This is a genomic window from Patiriisocius sp. 208BN25-11 (assembly GCF_058147145.1).
The window spans coordinates 111,592-129,720 of sequence record NZ_JBYVJY010000007.1 but is presented as its reverse complement, the minus strand read 5'-3'; the positions used below and the strand labels follow the sequence as shown (position 1 = coordinate 129,720).

At 36.8% G+C, this 18,129-nt stretch carries 15 protein-coding genes and 1 pseudogene; 11 read left to right on the top strand and 5 right to left on the bottom strand.

Translation table 11 applies throughout. The annotated features are described in order from the left end of the window. Nucleotides 1-44 precede the first annotated feature (44 nt). The 3 genes from tpx to ACY2RS_RS10135 all read left to right on the top strand — a co-directional run bounded on the left by tpx (nucleotide 45) and on the right by ACY2RS_RS10135 (nucleotide 3,514). Nucleotides 45-545 carry a thiol peroxidase gene (tpx, locus tag ACY2RS_RS10145; protein WP_490098539.1) on the top strand — a complete coding sequence of 167 codons (501 nt, stop codon included), beginning with the start codon at nucleotides 45-47 and terminating at the stop codon, nucleotides 543-545. After that, nucleotides 545-904, top strand: coding sequence for a diacylglycerol kinase (locus tag ACY2RS_RS10140; RefSeq protein WP_490098538.1), 360 nt, complete (start codon nucleotides 545-547; stop codon nucleotides 902-904). Before tpx ends, ACY2RS_RS10140 begins: the two co-directional genes overlap by 1 nt. Before the next feature lie 108 nt (nucleotides 905-1,012). Then, nucleotides 1,013-3,514, top strand: coding sequence for a PEP/pyruvate-binding domain-containing protein (locus ACY2RS_RS10135; RefSeq protein ID WP_490098537.1), 2,502 nt, complete (start codon nucleotides 1,013-1,015; stop codon nucleotides 3,512-3,514). Between the two features lie 188 nt (nucleotides 3,515-3,702). On the opposite strand, the gene ACY2RS_RS10130 is transcribed toward ACY2RS_RS10135, so the two are convergent. Continuing rightward, nucleotides 3,703-4,119 (bottom strand): lipocalin-like domain-containing protein, encoded by a 417-nt coding sequence (locus tag ACY2RS_RS10130; RefSeq protein WP_490098536.1) that lies wholly within the window; start codon nucleotides 4,117-4,119, stop codon nucleotides 3,703-3,705. Nucleotides 4,120-4,256: 137 nt separating this feature from the next. Between ACY2RS_RS10130 and ACY2RS_RS10125 the strand changes: the two genes are divergently transcribed. The 4 genes from ACY2RS_RS10125 to ACY2RS_RS10110 all read left to right on the top strand — a co-directional run bounded on the left by ACY2RS_RS10125 (nucleotide 4,257) and on the right by ACY2RS_RS10110 (nucleotide 9,861). Next, complete coding sequence (locus ACY2RS_RS10125; RefSeq protein ID WP_490098535.1) at nucleotides 4,257-6,647, top strand: FtsK/SpoIIIE family DNA translocase; 2,391 nt, start codon at nucleotides 4,257-4,259, stop codon at nucleotides 6,645-6,647. Nucleotides 6,648-6,652: 5 nt separating this feature from the next. After that, nucleotides 6,653-7,303 carry an outer membrane lipoprotein periplasmic chaperone LolA1 gene (gene lolA1 / locus ACY2RS_RS10120; protein ID WP_490098534.1) on the top strand — a complete coding sequence of 217 codons (651 nt, stop codon included), beginning with the start codon at nucleotides 6,653-6,655 and terminating at the stop codon, nucleotides 7,301-7,303. 77 nt (nucleotides 7,304-7,380) lie between these two features. Beyond that, nucleotides 7,381-8,751: an LptF/LptG family permease gene (locus ACY2RS_RS10115; RefSeq protein ID WP_490098533.1), complete on the top strand. Its 1,371-nt coding sequence runs from the start codon at nucleotides 7,381-7,383 to the stop codon at nucleotides 8,749-8,751. 141 nt (nucleotides 8,752-8,892) lie between these two features. Beyond that, on the top strand, nucleotides 8,893-9,861 hold the full coding sequence (locus tag ACY2RS_RS10110; RefSeq protein ID WP_490098532.1) for an NAD(P)H-dependent flavin oxidoreductase: 969 nt from the start codon (nucleotides 8,893-8,895) through the stop codon (nucleotides 9,859-9,861). 3 nt (nucleotides 9,862-9,864) lie between these two features. Here the strand turns inward: ACY2RS_RS10110 and ACY2RS_RS10105 are convergent, their stop codons facing one another. Next, nucleotides 9,865-10,671: an SDR family oxidoreductase gene (locus ACY2RS_RS10105; protein ID WP_490098531.1), complete on the bottom strand. Its 807-nt coding sequence runs from the start codon at nucleotides 10,669-10,671 to the stop codon at nucleotides 9,865-9,867. A 153-nt stretch (nucleotides 10,672-10,824) separates the two neighbouring features. Between ACY2RS_RS10105 and ACY2RS_RS10100 the strand changes: the two genes are divergently transcribed. Then, entirely contained in the window at nucleotides 10,825-11,736 is a 912-nt protein-coding gene (locus ACY2RS_RS10100; protein ID WP_490098530.1) for an ABC transporter ATP-binding protein, read from the top strand. 6 nt (nucleotides 11,737-11,742) lie between these two features. Then, on the top strand, nucleotides 11,743-12,582 hold the full coding sequence (locus tag ACY2RS_RS10095; protein ID WP_490098529.1) for an ABC transporter permease: 840 nt from the start codon (nucleotides 11,743-11,745) through the stop codon (nucleotides 12,580-12,582). A gap of 467 nt (nucleotides 12,583-13,049) precedes the next feature. On the opposite strand, the gene ACY2RS_RS10090 is transcribed toward ACY2RS_RS10095, so the two are convergent. Together ACY2RS_RS10090 and ACY2RS_RS10085 are read right to left on the bottom strand one after the other, a co-directional pair. Then, nucleotides 13,050-14,498, bottom strand: coding sequence for an ATP-binding protein (locus ACY2RS_RS10090; protein WP_490098528.1), 1,449 nt, complete (start codon nucleotides 14,496-14,498; stop codon nucleotides 13,050-13,052). Between the two features lie 273 nt (nucleotides 14,499-14,771). Next, the gene (locus ACY2RS_RS10085; RefSeq protein ID WP_490098527.1) at nucleotides 14,772-15,557 is read right to left on the bottom strand and encodes a lipopolysaccharide kinase InaA family protein; all 786 of its coding nucleotides are present in this window, start codon (nucleotides 15,555-15,557) and stop codon (nucleotides 14,772-14,774) included. A gap of 46 nt (nucleotides 15,558-15,603) precedes the next feature. Between ACY2RS_RS10085 and ACY2RS_RS10080 the strand changes: the two genes are divergently transcribed. Together ACY2RS_RS10080 and ACY2RS_RS10075 are read left to right on the top strand one after the other, a co-directional pair. Further along, on the top strand, nucleotides 15,604-16,677 hold the full coding sequence (locus ACY2RS_RS10080) for a glycosyltransferase family 9 protein (RefSeq protein ID WP_490098526.1): 1,074 nt from the start codon (nucleotides 15,604-15,606) through the stop codon (nucleotides 16,675-16,677). A 1-nt stretch (nucleotide 16,678) separates the two neighbouring features. After that, a complete protein-coding gene (locus ACY2RS_RS10075) occupies nucleotides 16,679-17,266 on the top strand; it encodes a class I SAM-dependent methyltransferase (RefSeq protein WP_490098525.1) in 588 nt (195 codons plus the stop codon). Between the two features lie 5 nt (nucleotides 17,267-17,271). On the opposite strand, the pseudogene ACY2RS_RS10070 reads toward ACY2RS_RS10075, so the two are convergent. Beyond that, a pseudogene (locus ACY2RS_RS10070) lies at nucleotides 17,272-18,114 on the bottom strand (glycosyltransferase family 2 protein); the annotation flags it as partial. Between the last annotated feature and the right edge of the window lie 15 nt (nucleotides 18,115-18,129).

The following is an 18,129-nucleotide window of genomic DNA, read 5'->3' as shown; positions in this document are numbered from 1 at the left end:
AGTGTTTTGTATTTTTATGGTTTTATATATCTAAAGTAAAAACTATGGCTCAAATAACACTTGGTGGTACTCCCGCAACTACCGTTGGATCAATTCCTGCAAACAATACCAAAGCTCCAGACTTCACCCTTTCTGCAGCCGATTTATCTTCTAAAACCTTAGCAGATTATGCAGGTAAAAGAAAAATATTGAACATTTTCCCAAGTGTTGACACTGGTGTTTGTGCTGCGTCTTCAAGAAAATTTAATGCAGAAGCTGCTGCTTTAAAAAACACACAAGTGCTCTGCATTTCAAGAGATTTACCTTTTGCTCAGGCGCGTTTTTGTGCAGCCGAAGGACTTGAAAACGTTGAAATGTTAAGCGACTTTAAAGATGGTAGTTTTGGTGATGCTTATGGTCTTACAGTTGCAGATGGCCCATTTGCAAACTTACATTCCAGAGTCGTAATGGTATTAGACGAACAAGACAACATTATGTATTCGGAACAAGTACCAGAAATTGGACAAGAACCAAATTATGAAGCAGCATTAAATGCATTAGGATAATGTGGAACTCCTTTTTAGGCAAAAGACTAATGGGATGTAAGTATGCCATTATTGGCGCCATACAACTCATTAAAAACGAAGCCAGTATTCAAGTACAAACTGTGATTGCCATTGGCATTACAATAGCTGGTTTTGTTATGGACATTTCTGCTACAGAATGGATGTTACAATGTTTTGCCATTGGTTTAGTCATGACAGCAGAAGGTCTCAATACAGCAGCCGAAGAAATTGCCAATTTCATACATCCTGAGCACCATCCAAAAATAGGATATATTAAAGATGTTGCTGCCGGCGCAGTTTTCTTTGCAGCGGTTACTGCAGTGGTAATTGCTTGTTTAATTTACATTCCGAAATTTTAGAAATATTTACTTTGTTAGTTTGTAATTACTTCCGAAATGTTCCAAAAATAATTATGACTGAGTATTCTTTGTATCTTTGCATAAAAAACTCATAAACAAGACATTGCTATGAAGTCTTTTGTATTATACTTTTTTACACTTACCTTTTTTATAACTACTATTGGTTTTAGTCAAGAGGTACCTATTATAAGCTACGCGGTTGATGTTAATGACCAAGTACAATTGGAGGTAAATTCAGAAGAAGAGCATTATTACTTGCTGAGAGTAAGACATACGCCAACAGGCCCTTTTACTCAAACTACATCGCTGACTCTAGGAACCTCAGGAACAACACTAATATCTGAATCTACTGAAAAATACCCACTTGAACATTATCAGGTATTAGAATACCCAATTAGCAACCCTATAGACCATGATGGAGATGGTGTAGATGATATTACTGAATTTAACAACATGCCAACTATTGGCCCATTAAACGCAGCCCCCCCTGTAGATGAAGTAGATGGAACGGTGACTGTAAAAAACTTTACAGGGTTTAAAGAGTTATCTGTAGAAGGAATGGATATCCCTTGGGCACCTTTTTTAAACGGAAAAGAGTTTGTGAAATTCATTATTTTAAAACCTCTTACAGATAGTCCCAAACTTTATTTTATCAATAGCGAAACACACGATAGACATATTCATTTCATCAATACAGTAGGGATAGATTGGCCAAGCAATACAGATTCAGCTAGAGGAGAAATTATCTACCATCCAACCGTAATTTCAAATAATGGAACCCTAGGCGCTTACACTTTTGTGTATAGTGAAGGATTAGGAAAACCATTTGAAACGGTTCAAATTACGCATGAAATGCTCGCAGCTAATATGCCCTTCTTAAAAAACAATCTTTCTTATTTTGTTACTTCCAATGCAGAAATTGATTACCTTAACGATGAAGAGCTCTTCGATACTTCTAGAGTCCCAGTCATTTTTGAAGAAGATATTTATGCCGATATAGATTATCTAGCCATCAATATAGCCGAAGGATATGGACTATTAAGAGTTATGGATCTTGAAGAAACACCAGGCTCTAGAGATATTGTTTTGTACGAGCAATTACCAAATAATTTGCCACGTGTGGGCGGTATTATTACTTCATTTTTTCAAACACCATTATCGCATGTAAATTTAAGAGCCATTCAAGATAATGTCCCTAATGCCTATATTAAAGACCCTCTTGAAGTGACTACAATCCAAAATTTGGTAGGGCGCTATGTGCATTACAAAGTAGATCAAGGCGAATACACAGTAAGAGAGGCTAGTTTAGAAGAGGTAAATGATTGGCATGACAACCTTAGGCCTGAAGATGCTCAAATACCACCATTAAATCTAAACGTTACTTCCATTCTACCTCTTGAAGATATCACATTTGAAATGTCTGATGCCTTTGGTGCTAAGTGTAGCAATCTTGCTACGTTGAGAACCTTTGGTTTTCCAGAAGGAACCATTCCTAACGGATACGGTGTTCCTTTTTATTTTTATCAAGAGTTTATGAAGTTCAATAATTTCTTTGATCGTGTAGAAACCATGTTAGCCAATCAAGAATTCCAGACAAATCTAGATGTGCGTATGGAAATGCTTAAAGATTTTCGTCGAGATATCAAAGACGCTCCTATGCCACAATGGATGCTCGATGAACTTCAAGAAATGCATGAGTCCTTTCCTGTAAACACACCTATTCGAGTTCGCTCAAGTAGTAACAATGAAGATTTACCAGGATTTAGTGGAGCAGGTTTATACACTTCTAAAACACAACACCCTGATGAAGGTCATATTTCAAAATCGGTAAAGCAGGTATATGCTAGTTTATGGAACTTTAGAGCCTATGATGAAAGAGACTATTACAGAGTAGATCATTACATAGCGTCTATGGGATTAGTATGTCACCCAAATTTCGAAGAAGAAAAAGCAAATGGTGTAGGTGTAAGTACAGACCCAATATACCAAACTGAAGATACTTTCTATTTAAATACACAAGTTGGTGAAGACCTAATAACAAATCCAGGCAGCATGTCAATCCCTGAAGAAATTCTATTAAATAGGTATGCAACCAACCAAGATAGCTATACTGTCATCCGTAATTCGAATCAAGTTGAAGAAGGTGAATTAGTCATGGACGAAATTTATTTGGAACAGATACGAGTATTCTTATCTAAAATTCACGACGAATTTGCTATACTATACGATGCTGTTGAGAACGATACATTTGCCATGGACATTGAGTACAAAATTACAAGCGAAGGGCAATTAATTATAAAACAAGCGAGACCCTGGGCAACTTTTTGGACAGAACAGATTGATAATGAAGATCCAGAAACATTCGATGGTACTGAGCTTATTTATTTTCCAAATCCAGCAACAGATTTCTTAACACTGAAATGTGATTGTAATGTAGTAAAAGTAGTTATCGCAAATACCGCTGGGCAAATCATTGCCGAACAAGCTACAGACTTTAGTGAATTTAGCAGTCAGATATTTATCGACAACCTTGCTGCAGGACTTTATATTATGAATGGTTTAGATGCCAATGACAATGTACAATTCTCGAAGAAGTTCCTGAAAAAATAAATTTTATATAATAGAAAAAAGGGTTCTCAAAAAGTAAACTTAGATGTCTGTTCGAGCGCAGTCGAGAACTATAACTCATTGAGAATAAACTTAGGTTTCGACTCCGCTCAACCAGACAAATAGTATTTTTTCACTTTTTTAGAAACCCTCTTTTCATTGGGCAATCTTCAAACAAACATAAAACTACCTTATAATTGTTTTAAGTAATTATCTACCACTAGAATACCACCTTCATTAAATTCTACACTCAGGTTTGTTTCATTTAAAGTAATAATACGCACTGTGGTACCTTGACTACCGCTATTTACTATAATGTTAGTATCGTCTATAGTATAGGTTCCAGAAAGAGGTGTTACTGTCCCGCAATTGGCGCCCGAGTAAAATGTTTGTGTAAACATATTGGGTGCTACAAATCGAATGGTTCTTAACAAATCACAAGTTCCCAATGCAATAGGATTCCCATCCTGAGTAGCAGATTGCAACTGCCATAAGCCAAGAACCAATTCTGCATTGGTTGGAGGGGCAACGGTATCGTCATCACCAGAACATGAAACAAATGATAAGGTCATTAAAAGTACTACGGTAAGTGTTTTAAAAGTTTTCATAAAAAAAAGTTTTTAGTTTATATTTATTTCTTCTTAATCGATGCTTTTAAAAAATGTCATCACTGGATTTAAAAAAAAATAAAAACACCCCTTAACTCATAACAATTTGTATTTTTGTTTGAGACACCTACTCCTTCATGGCTAAAAAGAAAACAGCAACTCCTAAAAAAACAAAACAACCTAGAAAACCTATCTCGTTTTCACTCTCTAAACAACAAAAGATTGTATTGGGTAGTTTTTTAGCACTGTTGGGTCTTGCCTTATTATTTTCTTTTACTTCCTACCTTTTTACTTGGCAAGCAGATCAAAGTATTCTAGGTATTACTGATAGAGATGTGGAAAGCAAAAATTGGCTGAGTAGTTTTGGAAATAACATTGCACACCTTTGTATGTATCAAGGCTTTGGTATTGCCGCTTACATTTTTGCTACCCTGGTAACCCTAACTGGAGTTTATTTCTTTTTCGATTACGCTAAAAAACAATTAAAGAAATTTTGGTTTTGGGGCACGCTACTCATGATTTGGTTTTCCATTTTCTTTGGTTTTTTTACAGAAAAGAATGCCATTATTAGCGGTGTTATTGGCTATGAAATGAATGATTTTTTTCAAGACTATATAGGACTTATTGGTACCATATTGCTCATGACCTTTTTCGCTATTGTATACTTGGTATTACGTCTAAAACTAACACCAGATCGCGTACAATCTGCATTGAAAAAAACGAAGAAAGAGATCGCTGCAGATCTTACAGACACTCCAATTACAAAAAAACCTATAGAAACAATAGTTCCTAGTACTTCTGAAATAAAAACAACCGAAGTGCCCCTAGATACCAACCCGAGTGCGCTAACAATTAACGAGAAATTTAAAGTTTCCGAAGAAAAAACTACTTCTAAGGTTGAAACACCATTAGAAAAAATTGTGATTAAGAGCAGCGAAGATGGTGTCGCTATGGAAGTAGAACAAGCCAAGGAAGAAGTGGTTGTAAAAGAGAACTTAAGCGACAAACTAGTCAAAGACTTTGGTGAATTTGATCCTACCCTTGAACTCAGTAATTATAAATTTCCTACCATTGAGTTACTAAAAGATTATACGGCTGGACAAGGTATTACCATTAACCAAGAAGAGCTTGAAGAAAATAAAAACCGAATTGTTGAAACACTTAACAATTACAAAATTGGAATTGCTAGTATAAAAGCTACAGTAGGACCAACGGTTACTTTGTATGAAATTGTTCCTGATGCAGGAATTCGTATTTCAAAAATTAAAAATTTAGAAGACGATATTGCGCTGTCACTTTCTGCCTTGGGAATTCGTATCATCGCTCCTATTCCAGGACGTGGTACCATTGGTATTGAAGTTCCTAATAAAAACCCTAAAACGGTATCGATGCGTTCTACCATTGCCTCTCCAAAATTTCAGAGCGCAGAAATGGAATTACCACTCGGACTCGGGAAAACAATTAGCAACGAGACCTTTGTGGTAGATTTGGCAAAAATGCCTCACCTCCTTATGGCAGGTGCCACAGGGCAAGGTAAGTCGGTTGGTTTAAATGCCATTCTTACATCCTTACTTTACAAAAAACACCCTGCAGAAGTGAAATTTGTTTTGGTAGATCCTAAGAAAGTAGAACTTACGCTCTTCAATAAAATCGAGCGCCATTTCTTAGCAAAATTACCAGGCGATGAAGATGCCATTATTACAGATACCAATAAAGTAATTACCACACTTAACTCTCTTTGTGTAGAGATGGATCAGCGCTATGATTTGCTTAAAAATGCCTACGTTAGAAACATTAAAGAGTACAATACCAAATTTAAAGAGCGTAAATTAAATCCAGAAGAAGGACATAAATTTCTACCCTACATTGTCTTGGTGATTGATGAATTTGCAGATCTTATCATGACGGCTGGAAAAGAGGTAGAAACACCCATTGCACGTTTAGCACAATTAGCGCGTGCCATTGGGATACACCTTATTGTTGCCACGCAACGACCTTCGGTAAATGTAATTACAGGTATTATTAAAGCCAATTTCCCAGCACGTATTGCCTTTAGAGTGACCAGTAAAATTGATTCTCGTACTATTTTAGATAGTGGTGGTGCCGACCAGCTAATAGGTCGCGGAGATATGTTGTACACCCAAGGAAACGATTTGGTGCGTATTCAGTGTGCCTTTGTAGACACACCAGAAGTAGCAGACATTACCGATTTTATTGGCGGACAAAAAGCCTACCCAGATGCCCATATTTTACCAGAGTATGTTGGAGAAGAAGGTGGCACAACTCTTGATAATAACATCAACGAACGCGATAAACTTTTTAGAGAAGCCGCAGAGGTGCTCGTGATTGCGCAACAAGGATCTGCTTCTTTATTACAACGCAAGCTTAAATTAGGCTACAACCGTGCCGGTAGAATCATAGACCAATTAGAAGCCGCCGGTATTGTAGGTCCCTTTGAAGGAAGCAAAGCAAGAAGTGTAACCGTTCCCACATTAGAAGCCTTGAATCAATTATTGGATAACGAATAAATAGCATGAAAATAGTTCAAAAAATAGTTTTAAGTATCATTTTAGTTGTTGCATCTAGCACCAGTTACGCACAAGACGCAACCGCATTACTAAAAGAAGTTTCTGCTAAAGTAAGAAGCTACGACAATGTGCAAATAGATTTCAAATACAACCTAAACAACCAAAAAGAAGGCGTAAATCAAGACACACGAGGTGATGTTGCCTTGTCTGGAGACAAATATGTTTTAAACATGCTAGGCATTACACGCATGTTTGACGGAGCATCCATTTACACGATCGTTCCAGAAGATGAAGAGGTCACTATCTCTACATTTAATGCTGAAGAAGAAAAGGATATTACACCTTCGGAAATGTTAACGTTTTACGAAGAAGGGTATGATTCGAAAATGGATATTGTTCAAAATGTAAATGGAAGAAAGATTCAATTTGTAAAGCTTACTCCAATCGATAGTAATGCCGAAATAAAAGATATTTTACTAGGTATCGATAAGCAAACCAAACATATTTACAAGCTCATACAAACCGATAGCAAAGGCACAAAATACACGTTGACGGTACAATCTTTTAAAACAAACCAGCCACTTTCAAAAACCTTGTTTACCTTTGACGAAGCTAAGTACACCAATGATGGGTACTATATCAATAAGCTAGACTAACTACGGGTTTGAAAATATTAGACAGGTACATATTAGTTACTTATTTGAAGACGTTTTTTAGCGTCTTCATTATTTTGATGTTCATTTTTGTCCTGCAAACCATTTGGCTATACATTGCAGAACTTGCTGGTAAAGACATCGATTTTATCATCATATTAAAGTTCTTGTGGTTCTTTGCCCCTAAATTAATTCCTCTAGTATTACCACTTACTATTTTAGTGACCTCCCTGATGGTCTTTGGTGGCTTTTCTGAACGCTACGAGTTTGCCGCCATGAAATCGACTGGTATTTCATTACAGCGTGCCATGCGTAGTCTTACTTTTTTTATTTTAGGACTATCCTTAACGGCGTTCTTCTTTGCAAATAATGTCATCCCATATTCTGAATACAAATGGCAAAACTTACGCAGAAACCTCGCGCAGGTGAGTCCTTCGATGGTGATCAGTGAAGGACAATTTAGCCAAATCGGAGAAGGTTTCAATATTAAAGTAGCCGAAAAATCTGGAGAGAATGATGAGTTTTTAAGAGACATTATCATTCACGAAAAAAATGCAGCAAAACCAAATGGGAACTACATTGTAACCATTGCCGCCACAGGAGAGTTTCGAAGTGAAGAAGGCAGTAATACCTTATCGCTTATTCTCAATGATGGATCACGCTATGAAGATGTGCAAGAAAAAGACATCAAGAAGCAAAAACGCATGCCTTTTGCGAAAACAGATTTCAAACAATACATTGTAAACATAGACCTTACCGAGTTAAACAATACCGATATCGATCGTGAAAATGATTTGAGCAATCAAAACATGTTCAACATGCGAGAATTATATGTAGAAATAGACTCACTCTCTAAAGGATATACCGAAGACATACAAAAGTTTGCCAATAATACCTACTACAGAACGGGTGTTTCAAAATTTAAAAACGCCAAAGTTAAGGCACAAAAAATCCCTGATTCATTAGACTCGTATCTAGACCTATTTACTGAAAAACGCCAAACCGAAATTGCAAAAATGGCACTTAATAACGTAAAAGGAACCATACAAACCATCGATGCCAAAAAGAACGAATATAAAATAAAGACCAAACGTCTCAACAAGTACGAAATGTCTTTACACGACAAGCAAGTATTACCTATTGCCTGTATTATTCTATTCTTTGTAGGGGCACCGCTAGGCGCTATTATTCGTAAAGGAGGAATGGGACTGCCTATGGTTGTGGCCATTTTATTGTTTTTAACCTATCATTTCATAGGTATTTTTGCTAAGAATAGTGCAGAAGACGGAACACTCCATCCTTTTATTGCTACCTGGATGAGTACGTTTATTATGTTCCCTTTAGGAATTTGGCTCACCTATAGAGCAACCACAGACCAAGGTGTTTTTGATTTTGACACCTTTTTTGGACGTATTGCAAGGCTCTTTAAGAAAAAGAAAAAAGAAGTGTAGTTTCATCCCTTCGGAAATTTTAGTCACCCAATAATATTTCCGAAGCACACAAAGTGATCACCTTTATACATTGACGCTAGCATACTCCTATTAAATTAGTATTTTAGCACTCCGATTTAGTAGCCATACATCATGAACATTATGAATAAAGACCAATTTACTCAAGATCTTAGTTTGCCTGTAGTTGCAGCGCCTATGTTTTTAATCTCTGGACCAGAGCTTGTCATCGCCGCCTGTAAAAATGGAATTGTAGGCACCTTTCCTGCTTTAAACCAACGCACCACAGAAGGTTTTGAAGAATGGGTCGTGCAAATTAAAACCGAACTAGAAGCCTGGGAAAAAGAGACAGGTAAAAAAGCAGCTCCTTTTGGTGTAAATCTTATTGTTCATTTTAGCAACCCCAGAGTTGAAGCAGATTTACGTGTTTGTGTAAAACATAAAGTACCGCTTATTATCACCTCATTAGGTGCCATTAGTATGGTAGTAGATGCGGTGCATAGTTATGGCGGACTCATATTTCATGATGTGATTAAAAGACGTCATGCTGAAAAAGCAATCGAAGCAGGTGTCGACGGACTCATATTGGTTTGTGCTGGAGCGGGCGGACATGCTGGAACCTTACATCCTGTTCCTTTTATCAACGAAATTAAAAGCATCTTTGACGGCTTTATTTTGCTTTCTGGTGCGCTAAGTACTGGACAAGATGTTGCGAGTGCCATGCAAATGGGTGCAGATCTTGCCTACATGGGAACACGCTTTATAAACACTACAGAAAGTAAAGCAATGGACGGCTATAGAGAAATGATCATCGAATCTGAAACAAAAGATGTTACGTATACTGCAGCTATTAGTGGTGTAAGTGCCAACTTTTTAAGTAAGAGTTTAGATGCTGCTGGTATTACACAGGAGCAATTAGAAAGTAAAGCTAAAATTGATTTCGGTAAAGAAATGGACACCGAAGCGAAAGCTTGGAAAACGATTTGGTCTGCAGGTCAAGGAGTCACTTCTATTAAAGATACTTTGCCTATGGCAGAGTTAACAAAACGAATGAAAGCTGAGTTTGTTGAAGCTATCGAAAAACAAAATGCTACACTAGAAAGGTATCGCTAAGCACTACAACTTATAATGATTCATTAATAACCTTTCGTACATTTTAGAAGGCAAGACTTTTTTAAGTACGATAGAGAATTTCTGCATAAAAGCCCCTACTCTATAGCGAACTTTTGGTGTTTTATTGGTGATAATAGCATGAACGGCTGCTGCCATTTTGGTGGGATCTTCTCCATTGTCTACATGTGCATTCATCATGTCTAGTGTTGCTCCATAGGCCTGCTTATATGGCGAAGTATCTAATGCCGGAGCATGATACCTTCCAGAAGCAATATTGGTCGCAAAATCGCCCGGAGCCACGTTGGTCATCTGGATTCCAAATTGTTGAATTTCCATACGGTAGGCTTCTGTGGTAATTTCTAAAGCTGCTTTCGTGGCAGAATAAATTCCACGATACGGCAAACCCATATATCCCGCAATAGAGGTAATATTAATAATATGACCACTTCCTTGCGCTCGCATGGTGGGCAAGACTTCATTAGCTATTTGAATGGGACCATACAGGTTGGTAGCAAAGGCTTTATCAATTTCTACCATCGGAGTTTCTTCAATGGGCCCAGTGATACCAACTCCCGCATTATTAACCAACACATCAATCCTAGACTCTCTTTCTAACAAAGCTGCAACACATGCCTTGATACTTGCGGTATCGGTAACATCCAAAGGCAATAACGTAAATGGAAAATCTGTACCAAAACGATCTGGATTTCTACTTGTACCATAGACGGTATATTCTTTCGAAACCAAGTACGCTCCAATCGCTTTTCCTATTCCTGAAGAACCTCCAGTGATTAAAACAACTTTTCTCATAACATACGTGTTGCTGCAAAGATTAAATTATACAAATAACTACACAACAAAAGAGGGGCTTTATTGTAGTGTCTTTTGTAATAAGTCCTGCTTTTATGTAACAAAAAAGAGCACTGCTCGTCAGATACATAACCAACTTTAAAATAGCTATTCTTGGAAACCATTCTTAGTATTGAAAACCTCACCAAAAAATTTGGAAGTCTTACCGCAGTAGACAACCTCTCCTTTTCTATTGAGAAAGGAAATGTTTACGGCATCTTAGGTCCCAATGGAAGCGGAAAATCTACCACTTTAGGTATTGTATTAAATGTCGTAAACAGAACCACTGGAAACTTTTCTTGGTTTGGCGGTAATGCCTCAACACATGAAGCATTAAAAAAAGTAGGCGCTATTATTGAGCGACCTAACTTTTATCCGTACATGACAGCTAGACAAAATCTTGAGTTGGTATGTAAGATTAAAGGGGTAGACAAAAACCAAGTACAAAAAAAGTTGGATATTGTTGGTTTACTCGATCGCCAAGACGATAAGTTTAAAGGATTTTCACTTGGGATGAAACAGCGTCTAGCGATTGCATCTGCGCTGTTAAACGATCCTGAAATATTAATTCTCGATGAGCCTACTAATGGTTTAGATCCGCAGGGAATACACCAAATTAGAGGCATTATCAAAAAAATTGCTTCACAAGGGACTACCATTTTATTAGCTTCTCACTTACTAGACGAAGTAGAAAAAGTGTGTACACATGTGGTGGTACTTCGCAAAGGAAAAAGCCTCTATGTAGGTAAAGTAGACGAGATGAACGCTAGTTTTGGATTTGTCACTTTACAGTGCGATGACATGAAAGCGCTCAAAGAAGTATTAGAAAACCATCCTGCATTTGGTACCATAAAAGAAGAAGGAGAAACGCTTGTTGCGTATCTCAAAGAAGAAATGGATGCTGCAAAACTCAATGCTTTGTTATTTGACAAAGGAATTACCCTTTCGCATCTAGTAAAAAGAAAAGAAAGCTTAGAAGAGCAATTCTTAGCCTTAACAAAAAATGCAGCACCAACCCTCAACTAAACCAACATGCTTAGATTACTCTCTATAGAACTCGATAAAATAAAACGCAACAAGGCCGCAAAGGTAATTACCATTGTGTACTGTTCACTTATCTTAGGAATCTCTTTAATTGCATCCTACGAATTTGATTTTGCTGGTGTCAACTTTAGAATTGCCGATCAGGGTATTTTCAATTTTCCTTTTATATGGCACTTTAATGGCTACATGGCAGCTTGGCTTAAAATTTTCTTTGCCATTGTTATTGTTTCCATTGTCGCCAACGAATATAGTTATCGTACGCTCAAACAAAATCTTATTGACGGACTTAGCAAAAAAGAGTTTATCGCTTCAAAATTTCTTGCGGTATTACTATTCTCGGTAATGTCTACCGTATTCTTATTTATAGTATCGATGGTATTGGGTCTCTTTTTTAGTGACTTTACTGAAATAGGAATCATCTTTAGCGACATGCAATACCTCTTGGGTTATTTCATTAAGTTAGTTACCTTTTTTAGCTTCTGTATGTTCCTTGGGATTTGGATAAAACGCTCTGCTTTTGCCCTAGGTTTTTTAGGGGTATGGCAAGTTTTTGAAGGTATTATTTATATCCTTTTTGCTTGGCTAAAAAACAGAAAAGACATCAACCTCATCGATAACGTATACAACTTCTTACCGCTCAATGCCATGTCTGACCTCATCGTGGAACCTTTTACAAGACTTGGAGGCGTACAGACTATCGCGAATCAAGTGGGTGAAAGCTTCGATAAATCTTACGATGTGCCTTGGTATTCGATTTTAATATGTCTGGGCTGGACCACGCTTTTTGTTTATTGGTCGTATGTTATTTTGAAGCGACGTGATTTATAAGGGGTATCTAGAATTAGAAAATTAATTAAGATAAGGGCTTGTAGTTTTCGACTGCGCTCAAACAGACACCATACTAGTAAAATTTCAAAAAGAAAAGTTAGACCTTTCTTTTACGCCTTCGTAACTTTTTATGATTTACCTTCCCTTGAAACTATTTGCTGTAGCGAAATAGTATAATAGAAAAACATATACCCCAGCCCTAAAGGGTGGTTTTTCTATGATACGTTAATTTTCGCACCCTCTAGGCTTGGGGAATGAAAATTAAAATTCTAAAGTGAAACATTTAAACTCATAAACACCTAAACTCATCAACTAATTAGCATTAGGCATTAGGCATTAGGCATTAGGCATTAGGCATTAGGCATTAGGCATTAGGCAAAATTAAAAACTGAAGCAACTGCTAAACTCCTCAACACCTAAACCTATCGGTTTTGTATAGCTTTACTTTGCTGTACTTTCGTTTTTCTTTAATGATTAGTTTTCATTCTAAGTGTAATTTCTCCAATATTATATGCATAGATAGAAGCTGGTAAAAAAGTAAATCTCAAGTTTTGTGTTTCTTTAATTCCTATTTGATCAATTGAAGTGACAACTGCTGCTTTAAGTTTATTTGTTTCACAAAATTTAACTAAACTTTTCAATTCTTGTGGTTTGTCAAAATATCGATTACTCCACTTAATTTCTACTCCCCAAACTGGTTTGTAACTTTTATCATCTACTAAAACAAGGTCTACTTCTCCTTCATTTCTGCCGTCTTTCCATCTTGCATAAGTTAAATCTAGTTGCTCCCGATGCATCCATTGCGAAAGAATTGCAGTTTCAACCATGTTTCCCATTTCTTGATCTGTTTCAATTATCGGTGAAAACAAAGCAGTACGAAGTGATGGATTTGTAAGATATACTTTGAAGCTTGTAATCCTTTTTAATCGTTTTGCATTGACTCCGACTTTGTTTAATACTTTAATTAAAAATGCTGCTTCTAAATATTCTAGATATTTTTTTAATGTATCTTTTTGAATTCCACTTTCCCTAGACATTGTCTCATACGAAAATTCATTTCCCGTGTTATAAGCTATATATGTAAAAAATCTGTTTAGCTCTTGTACATCTTTGATTCCATACAAACTTGGTAAATCTCTAAGAAGAACTTTATCTACAATATCATTTTTCACATATCTACCCATATCACCTTGTATTTTATCAGATAACACAACCTCAGGGTAGCCTCCAAAATTTAAATAATGAATGAATTCCTTATTTAAAGCTTTTGAGTCATGCGTTAAGCAATACTCTATATCCTTATCTCCATATTGAATATGGCTTTCAAAAATTAAATGGTCTAGATTTTTCAAATGAATATACTCCTGAAATGTCAACGGAGGTAATAAGAAATCAGTAAATCTACCCGCCCCACTTTCTGTGCTATGCCATTTCAATGCAGCAGCAGCTGAGCCTGAAACAATGAATTTAGTTTCTGGATATGAGTCAACCAATACTTTTAAGTGTCTTTCCCAATCTTTCAAGTATTGTATTTCGTCAAAAAATACATAACAACCATTAAGATTGTCAAGGTGTAAAGATTCTTTACAAAGAGCTAGAACGTCTTCTAAGCTTAAGTTGACATAAATCGGATTATCTATTCCAATAAAGAATAGTCTATGAGGATTTGTTGCTCCTTCTAGTAAATTCCCAATGCAATGAAACAGCATTACCGTTTTACCTACTCTTCTTGGTCCCATTAGGACTAATGCCCTTTTTACACTTCTTTCAAGGACGAATGGGTAAAAGAGATCAAAATATAATCTTTTGGACATTGAACTGTAAGTTTCAGGAATCTCTTTGGTAATCCACCACGGATTTTCGTATCGAAGACGTTCGATGATTTTTTCTGTCGGAATAGGATTTAGCATTGCCATATATTCATCTTAATGAGACAAATATAAACAAATAAGAAGATTTAAAACTATCTATTAGTACATAATTAAACAAATAGATAAGTTTTTGGTGGAAGAATAAGTTAATTCGACAATCGAACATTCTATCTTATGAAGCATAACAACTCGTAAACACCTAAACGTATAAACTATTTTCATTTCTAACAGCGACTTGTGCGCCGAAGCTATAGCGAAGGAGCAAGCGGTCCATCTTCTATAAGTGAACGAAGTGAACGGTCTAACAGCGTAGCGGTCTCAACTCTTTTTCCTTCTTCGCAATTTCTTTCGATTCACCTTCCCTTGAAACTGTTTGCTGTAGCGTGACATCAATAGATGCACCTTACTAACTTCTTCACCACAAAGTTTTGCATACACTGGTGCCATGATGTTGATCATCTTTTTGGACAACCACATGCGCCTAAAATTATGCATTCTTTTTTCTAAAGACAGTGGTTCAAATTTCATTCTATTGAGATCTATGAGATAGAAATCGTAGTGATTGTTTTGTGCCTCCGCTAAAGCTTCAGGCGACACGCGGGCTGAAATTTTAATCAATGTATTTCCTGGAGAATGATCCAAAAAATTGATATTGTTTTCATGTAACTGAAATGTAAACGCCGCAAATTGTGCTAGGATTTCATCCCTATTGGGATACAAGGGGTTATGATTTAAGACTCTGAAATCTAGGTCGTAATCTACAAATTCGCTCACATAATAACTCTCTTTGAGTCCGCCACTAAAGCGTTCTGCATAGGCGATGGGAAAGGGAGTTTTTATTCCTAACTCGGTTAATTTTGTAGCATATTCAAAAGATCGTTTTGCTTTGCTCTTTCTAAGGTATTGATACACCAAACTTTGAAATACGTTCGGTGTTTTAAATTTTTTAATGGTAAGTGTTACACCCTGAATCGTTGCTTTTTTTATGACATTACGATCCCCTTTGGTAAGGTATTCTCCCTTATTTTCGAAATCTGACAACAAAGCAGAAATCTCTGTATTTAAATTCGTGTAATTAGGATGTATGTGCATGTCTAAGGACATTAATAAATTTTAAATACGTTTAAAAAATAGGTATTTTGCGAAGGTAATGGAACTCAAACAAATTCTTGTAATACAAAATAAACGAATTGGCGATGTGCTCATCAGCTCGGTGATTGCTAATAATATAAAAAAGGTGTTTCCGAATAGCCATGTCACTTATTTTGTATACGATTATACCACAGGGGTTTTAGAAAACAATCCGAATATAGATCGTATTATTTCGGTGCAAGAAAAGGTATTAAAGAGACCTTTAGAGTTGCTCAAAATGATTCGTAAGATCAAACGTGAAAAATACGATATCATTTTTGATCCCTATTCGAAACTACAAAGCAGATTGATTTGCTTAAACTCAAATGCTAACTATAGAATTGGCTTAAAACGCGCGCACAAAGAATTAAAGCTTCCCTTCTATACACATCCTATCAGTTTTTTAGAACACCGTTCGAAGAATTGCGGAAAAGCCATTGAGGATCGCATCAACATGATTGCTTCGGTATTCGAGCTTTCCAATCCAGATTACGAGCCTAAGATATTTTTAACCGATCAAGAGAAGCAGTACACTAAAATTTCCGCAGAGAAAAAACCAGTGATCATGCTAGGCGTACTAGGAAGCACACCTCAAAAGTCGATGCCCTATCCGTATATCGTTGAACTAATAGACTACATTACGAGTACCTATTCGGCAACGATATTATTTAATTATGCACCGCATCAAAAAGCCGAGGCTTTAAAGATTTATGAGATGTGTGCGCACAAAGAACACATTAACATCGACATTTACGAAGATTCTATACGAGGCTTTATTTGCCTTATGAACCAATGTGACCTATTGGTTTCTAATGAAGGAGGAAGTGTGCATATTACCAAAGCATTGCATGTACCCACCTTCACCATTTATTCGCCGTATGTAAACAAAGAACACTGGTGTAGTTTTGAAGATGGAAAAGCACATGACTCTATCCATTTACTAGAAGAGAAACCCGATTTATTTGATTCGTTTACGCTAGAAGAGCGCAGGAAAATTGAAGAAAACCCAGATGAGTTGTATCACAAACTTACCCCAGAAATGATCTTAAGCAAGATGAAACCATTTCTAGCACAACACTTAAAAACGCAATAATATGAGCATGAATTTAATAGATCGTTTTCATCACTGGCGCAGAAAAATGCGTTGGGATAAGCAGTATAAAAGTGGTCGATGGGATAGTTTACAAAGTGAAAAAGAACTGAGCAGATACCAAACCATTATTGCGTTAATGGCAAGTCATGGCCCATCAAACCCTAGCATACTGGATATTGGCTGTGGTGATGGCGTACTTACCATGCGCATGCAAGACACGCCGTATTCGTATTTTTGTGGGGTAGACTTCTCGAAAGTTTCTATAGAAAAGGCAAAAGCACACAACTACCCAAAAAGTGATTTTGTCGTGGCAGATGCCATTGAATATGTTCCGAAACAAAAATTTGACATCATTATATTTAACGAAGCTTTTTATTACATCCACGACAAGGAAAAAGGCAACGTGATGGAGCGAATGATAGCTTCATTAACACCCAACGGAATACTAATGACGTCCATCTACAGGGAAGGTGTGGGGTGTTGGGAATATTTCAAAGAAAATCAAAACTTAGAAGAATTAGATTTTACCACCGTAACCACCAATGAAGAATTGCGTTATTGGAAAATTGGGGTGTATAAAAAGGTATAAGCCTTCTAAGAAGTCGACTCGTTGCTAAGTGACATTTCTTTAGCTTCCTTTAAACTATTTGCCGCCACAAGACCATAAGGCGTCCAGACTATATTTTCTTTTCGAGTATGTGCTCTAATGGCTTTATTTTTTTCTATCATATCTGGAGTGACATAGCCACGCGCATGATCTAAGTGTACCGTTACGGCGCTATAGCGAATTTGTATGCCTTGTATCCCATAATTGGTAAGGCGCTCTCCTAACTCTCTATCTTCTCCCCCATACTGCATTCTTCCATCAAAGCCGTTGACCGCAACAATATCTTTACGCCAGCCCGAAGCATTATTACCATCCCATGTGGGTGTGGTCGTAGTAAAGGTATTTAAAATGACTTCTTTAGTCCCTTTAGAAGTAAGCTTATTGATTTTAAAATTTTTGGGCTGTCCGTTTTCCAGCAACCAATCTGCATCAAAACATATTTGTTGTGCTATGTGCTCTTTGGTAATCGCATCACTTATTTCTTGTGAGAGTTTGTAGTAACCTCCCGATAAGTAATGATTCGGTCTTCTGTGTTTTAGATGCTTAAACACAAAATCTTTTCTAGGGATACAATCGCCATCGGTGAAAATAAGATAGTCCCCTTCACTAGCCTGTATGGCCTTATTTAAAATCTTCGTTTTTTGAAATCCGTCATCTTCCTGCCATACATGCTTGATGCGCAGTTGGGATTCTTCTTGGAAACGTTTGATGAGATTTTCCGTTTCACTGGTCGATCCATCATCTGCAATCACGATCTCAAAATCTTTGATCTCTTGTTGCTCAAAACCCCACAGCGATTTCTCCAACCATCGTGGCTGATTATAGGTACTCAAAATAATAGACAC

Bases quoted from the DNA above. Each gene is read 5' to 3' on its own strand.
- tpx (WP_490098539.1), top strand. From the start codon at position 45: ATGGCTCAAATAACACTTGGTGGTACTCCCGCAACTACCGTTGGATCA.
- ACY2RS_RS10140 (WP_490098538.1), top strand. From the start codon at position 545: ATGTGGAACTCCTTTTTAGGCAAAAGACTAATGGGATGTAAGTATGCC.
- ACY2RS_RS10135 (WP_490098537.1), top strand. From the start codon at position 1,013: ATGAAGTCTTTTGTATTATACTTTTTTACACTTACCTTTTTTATAACT.
- ACY2RS_RS10130 (WP_490098536.1), bottom strand. From the start codon at position 4,119: ATGAAAACTTTTAAAACACTTACCGTAGTACTTTTAATGACCTTATCA.
- ACY2RS_RS10125 (WP_490098535.1), top strand. From the start codon at position 4,257: ATGGCTAAAAAGAAAACAGCAACTCCTAAAAAAACAAAACAACCTAGA.
- lolA1 (WP_490098534.1), top strand. From the start codon at position 6,653: ATGAAAATAGTTCAAAAAATAGTTTTAAGTATCATTTTAGTTGTTGCA.
- ACY2RS_RS10115 (WP_490098533.1), top strand. From the start codon at position 7,381: ATGTTCATTTTTGTCCTGCAAACCATTTGGCTATACATTGCAGAACTT.
- ACY2RS_RS10110 (WP_490098532.1), top strand. From the start codon at position 8,893: ATGAATAAAGACCAATTTACTCAAGATCTTAGTTTGCCTGTAGTTGCA.
- ACY2RS_RS10105 (WP_490098531.1), bottom strand. From the start codon at position 10,671: ATGAGAAAAGTTGTTTTAATCACTGGAGGTTCTTCAGGAATAGGAAAA.
- ACY2RS_RS10095 (WP_490098529.1), top strand. From the start codon at position 11,743: ATGCTTAGATTACTCTCTATAGAACTCGATAAAATAAAACGCAACAAG.
- ACY2RS_RS10090 (WP_490098528.1), bottom strand. From the start codon at position 14,498: ATGGCAATGCTAAATCCTATTCCGACAGAAAAAATCATCGAACGTCTT.
- ACY2RS_RS10085 (WP_490098527.1), bottom strand. From the start codon at position 15,557: ATGTCCTTAGACATGCACATACATCCTAATTACACGAATTTAAATACA.
- ACY2RS_RS10080 (WP_490098526.1), top strand. From the start codon at position 15,604: ATGGAACTCAAACAAATTCTTGTAATACAAAATAAACGAATTGGCGAT.
- ACY2RS_RS10075 (WP_490098525.1), top strand. From the start codon at position 16,679: ATGAGCATGAATTTAATAGATCGTTTTCATCACTGGCGCAGAAAAATG.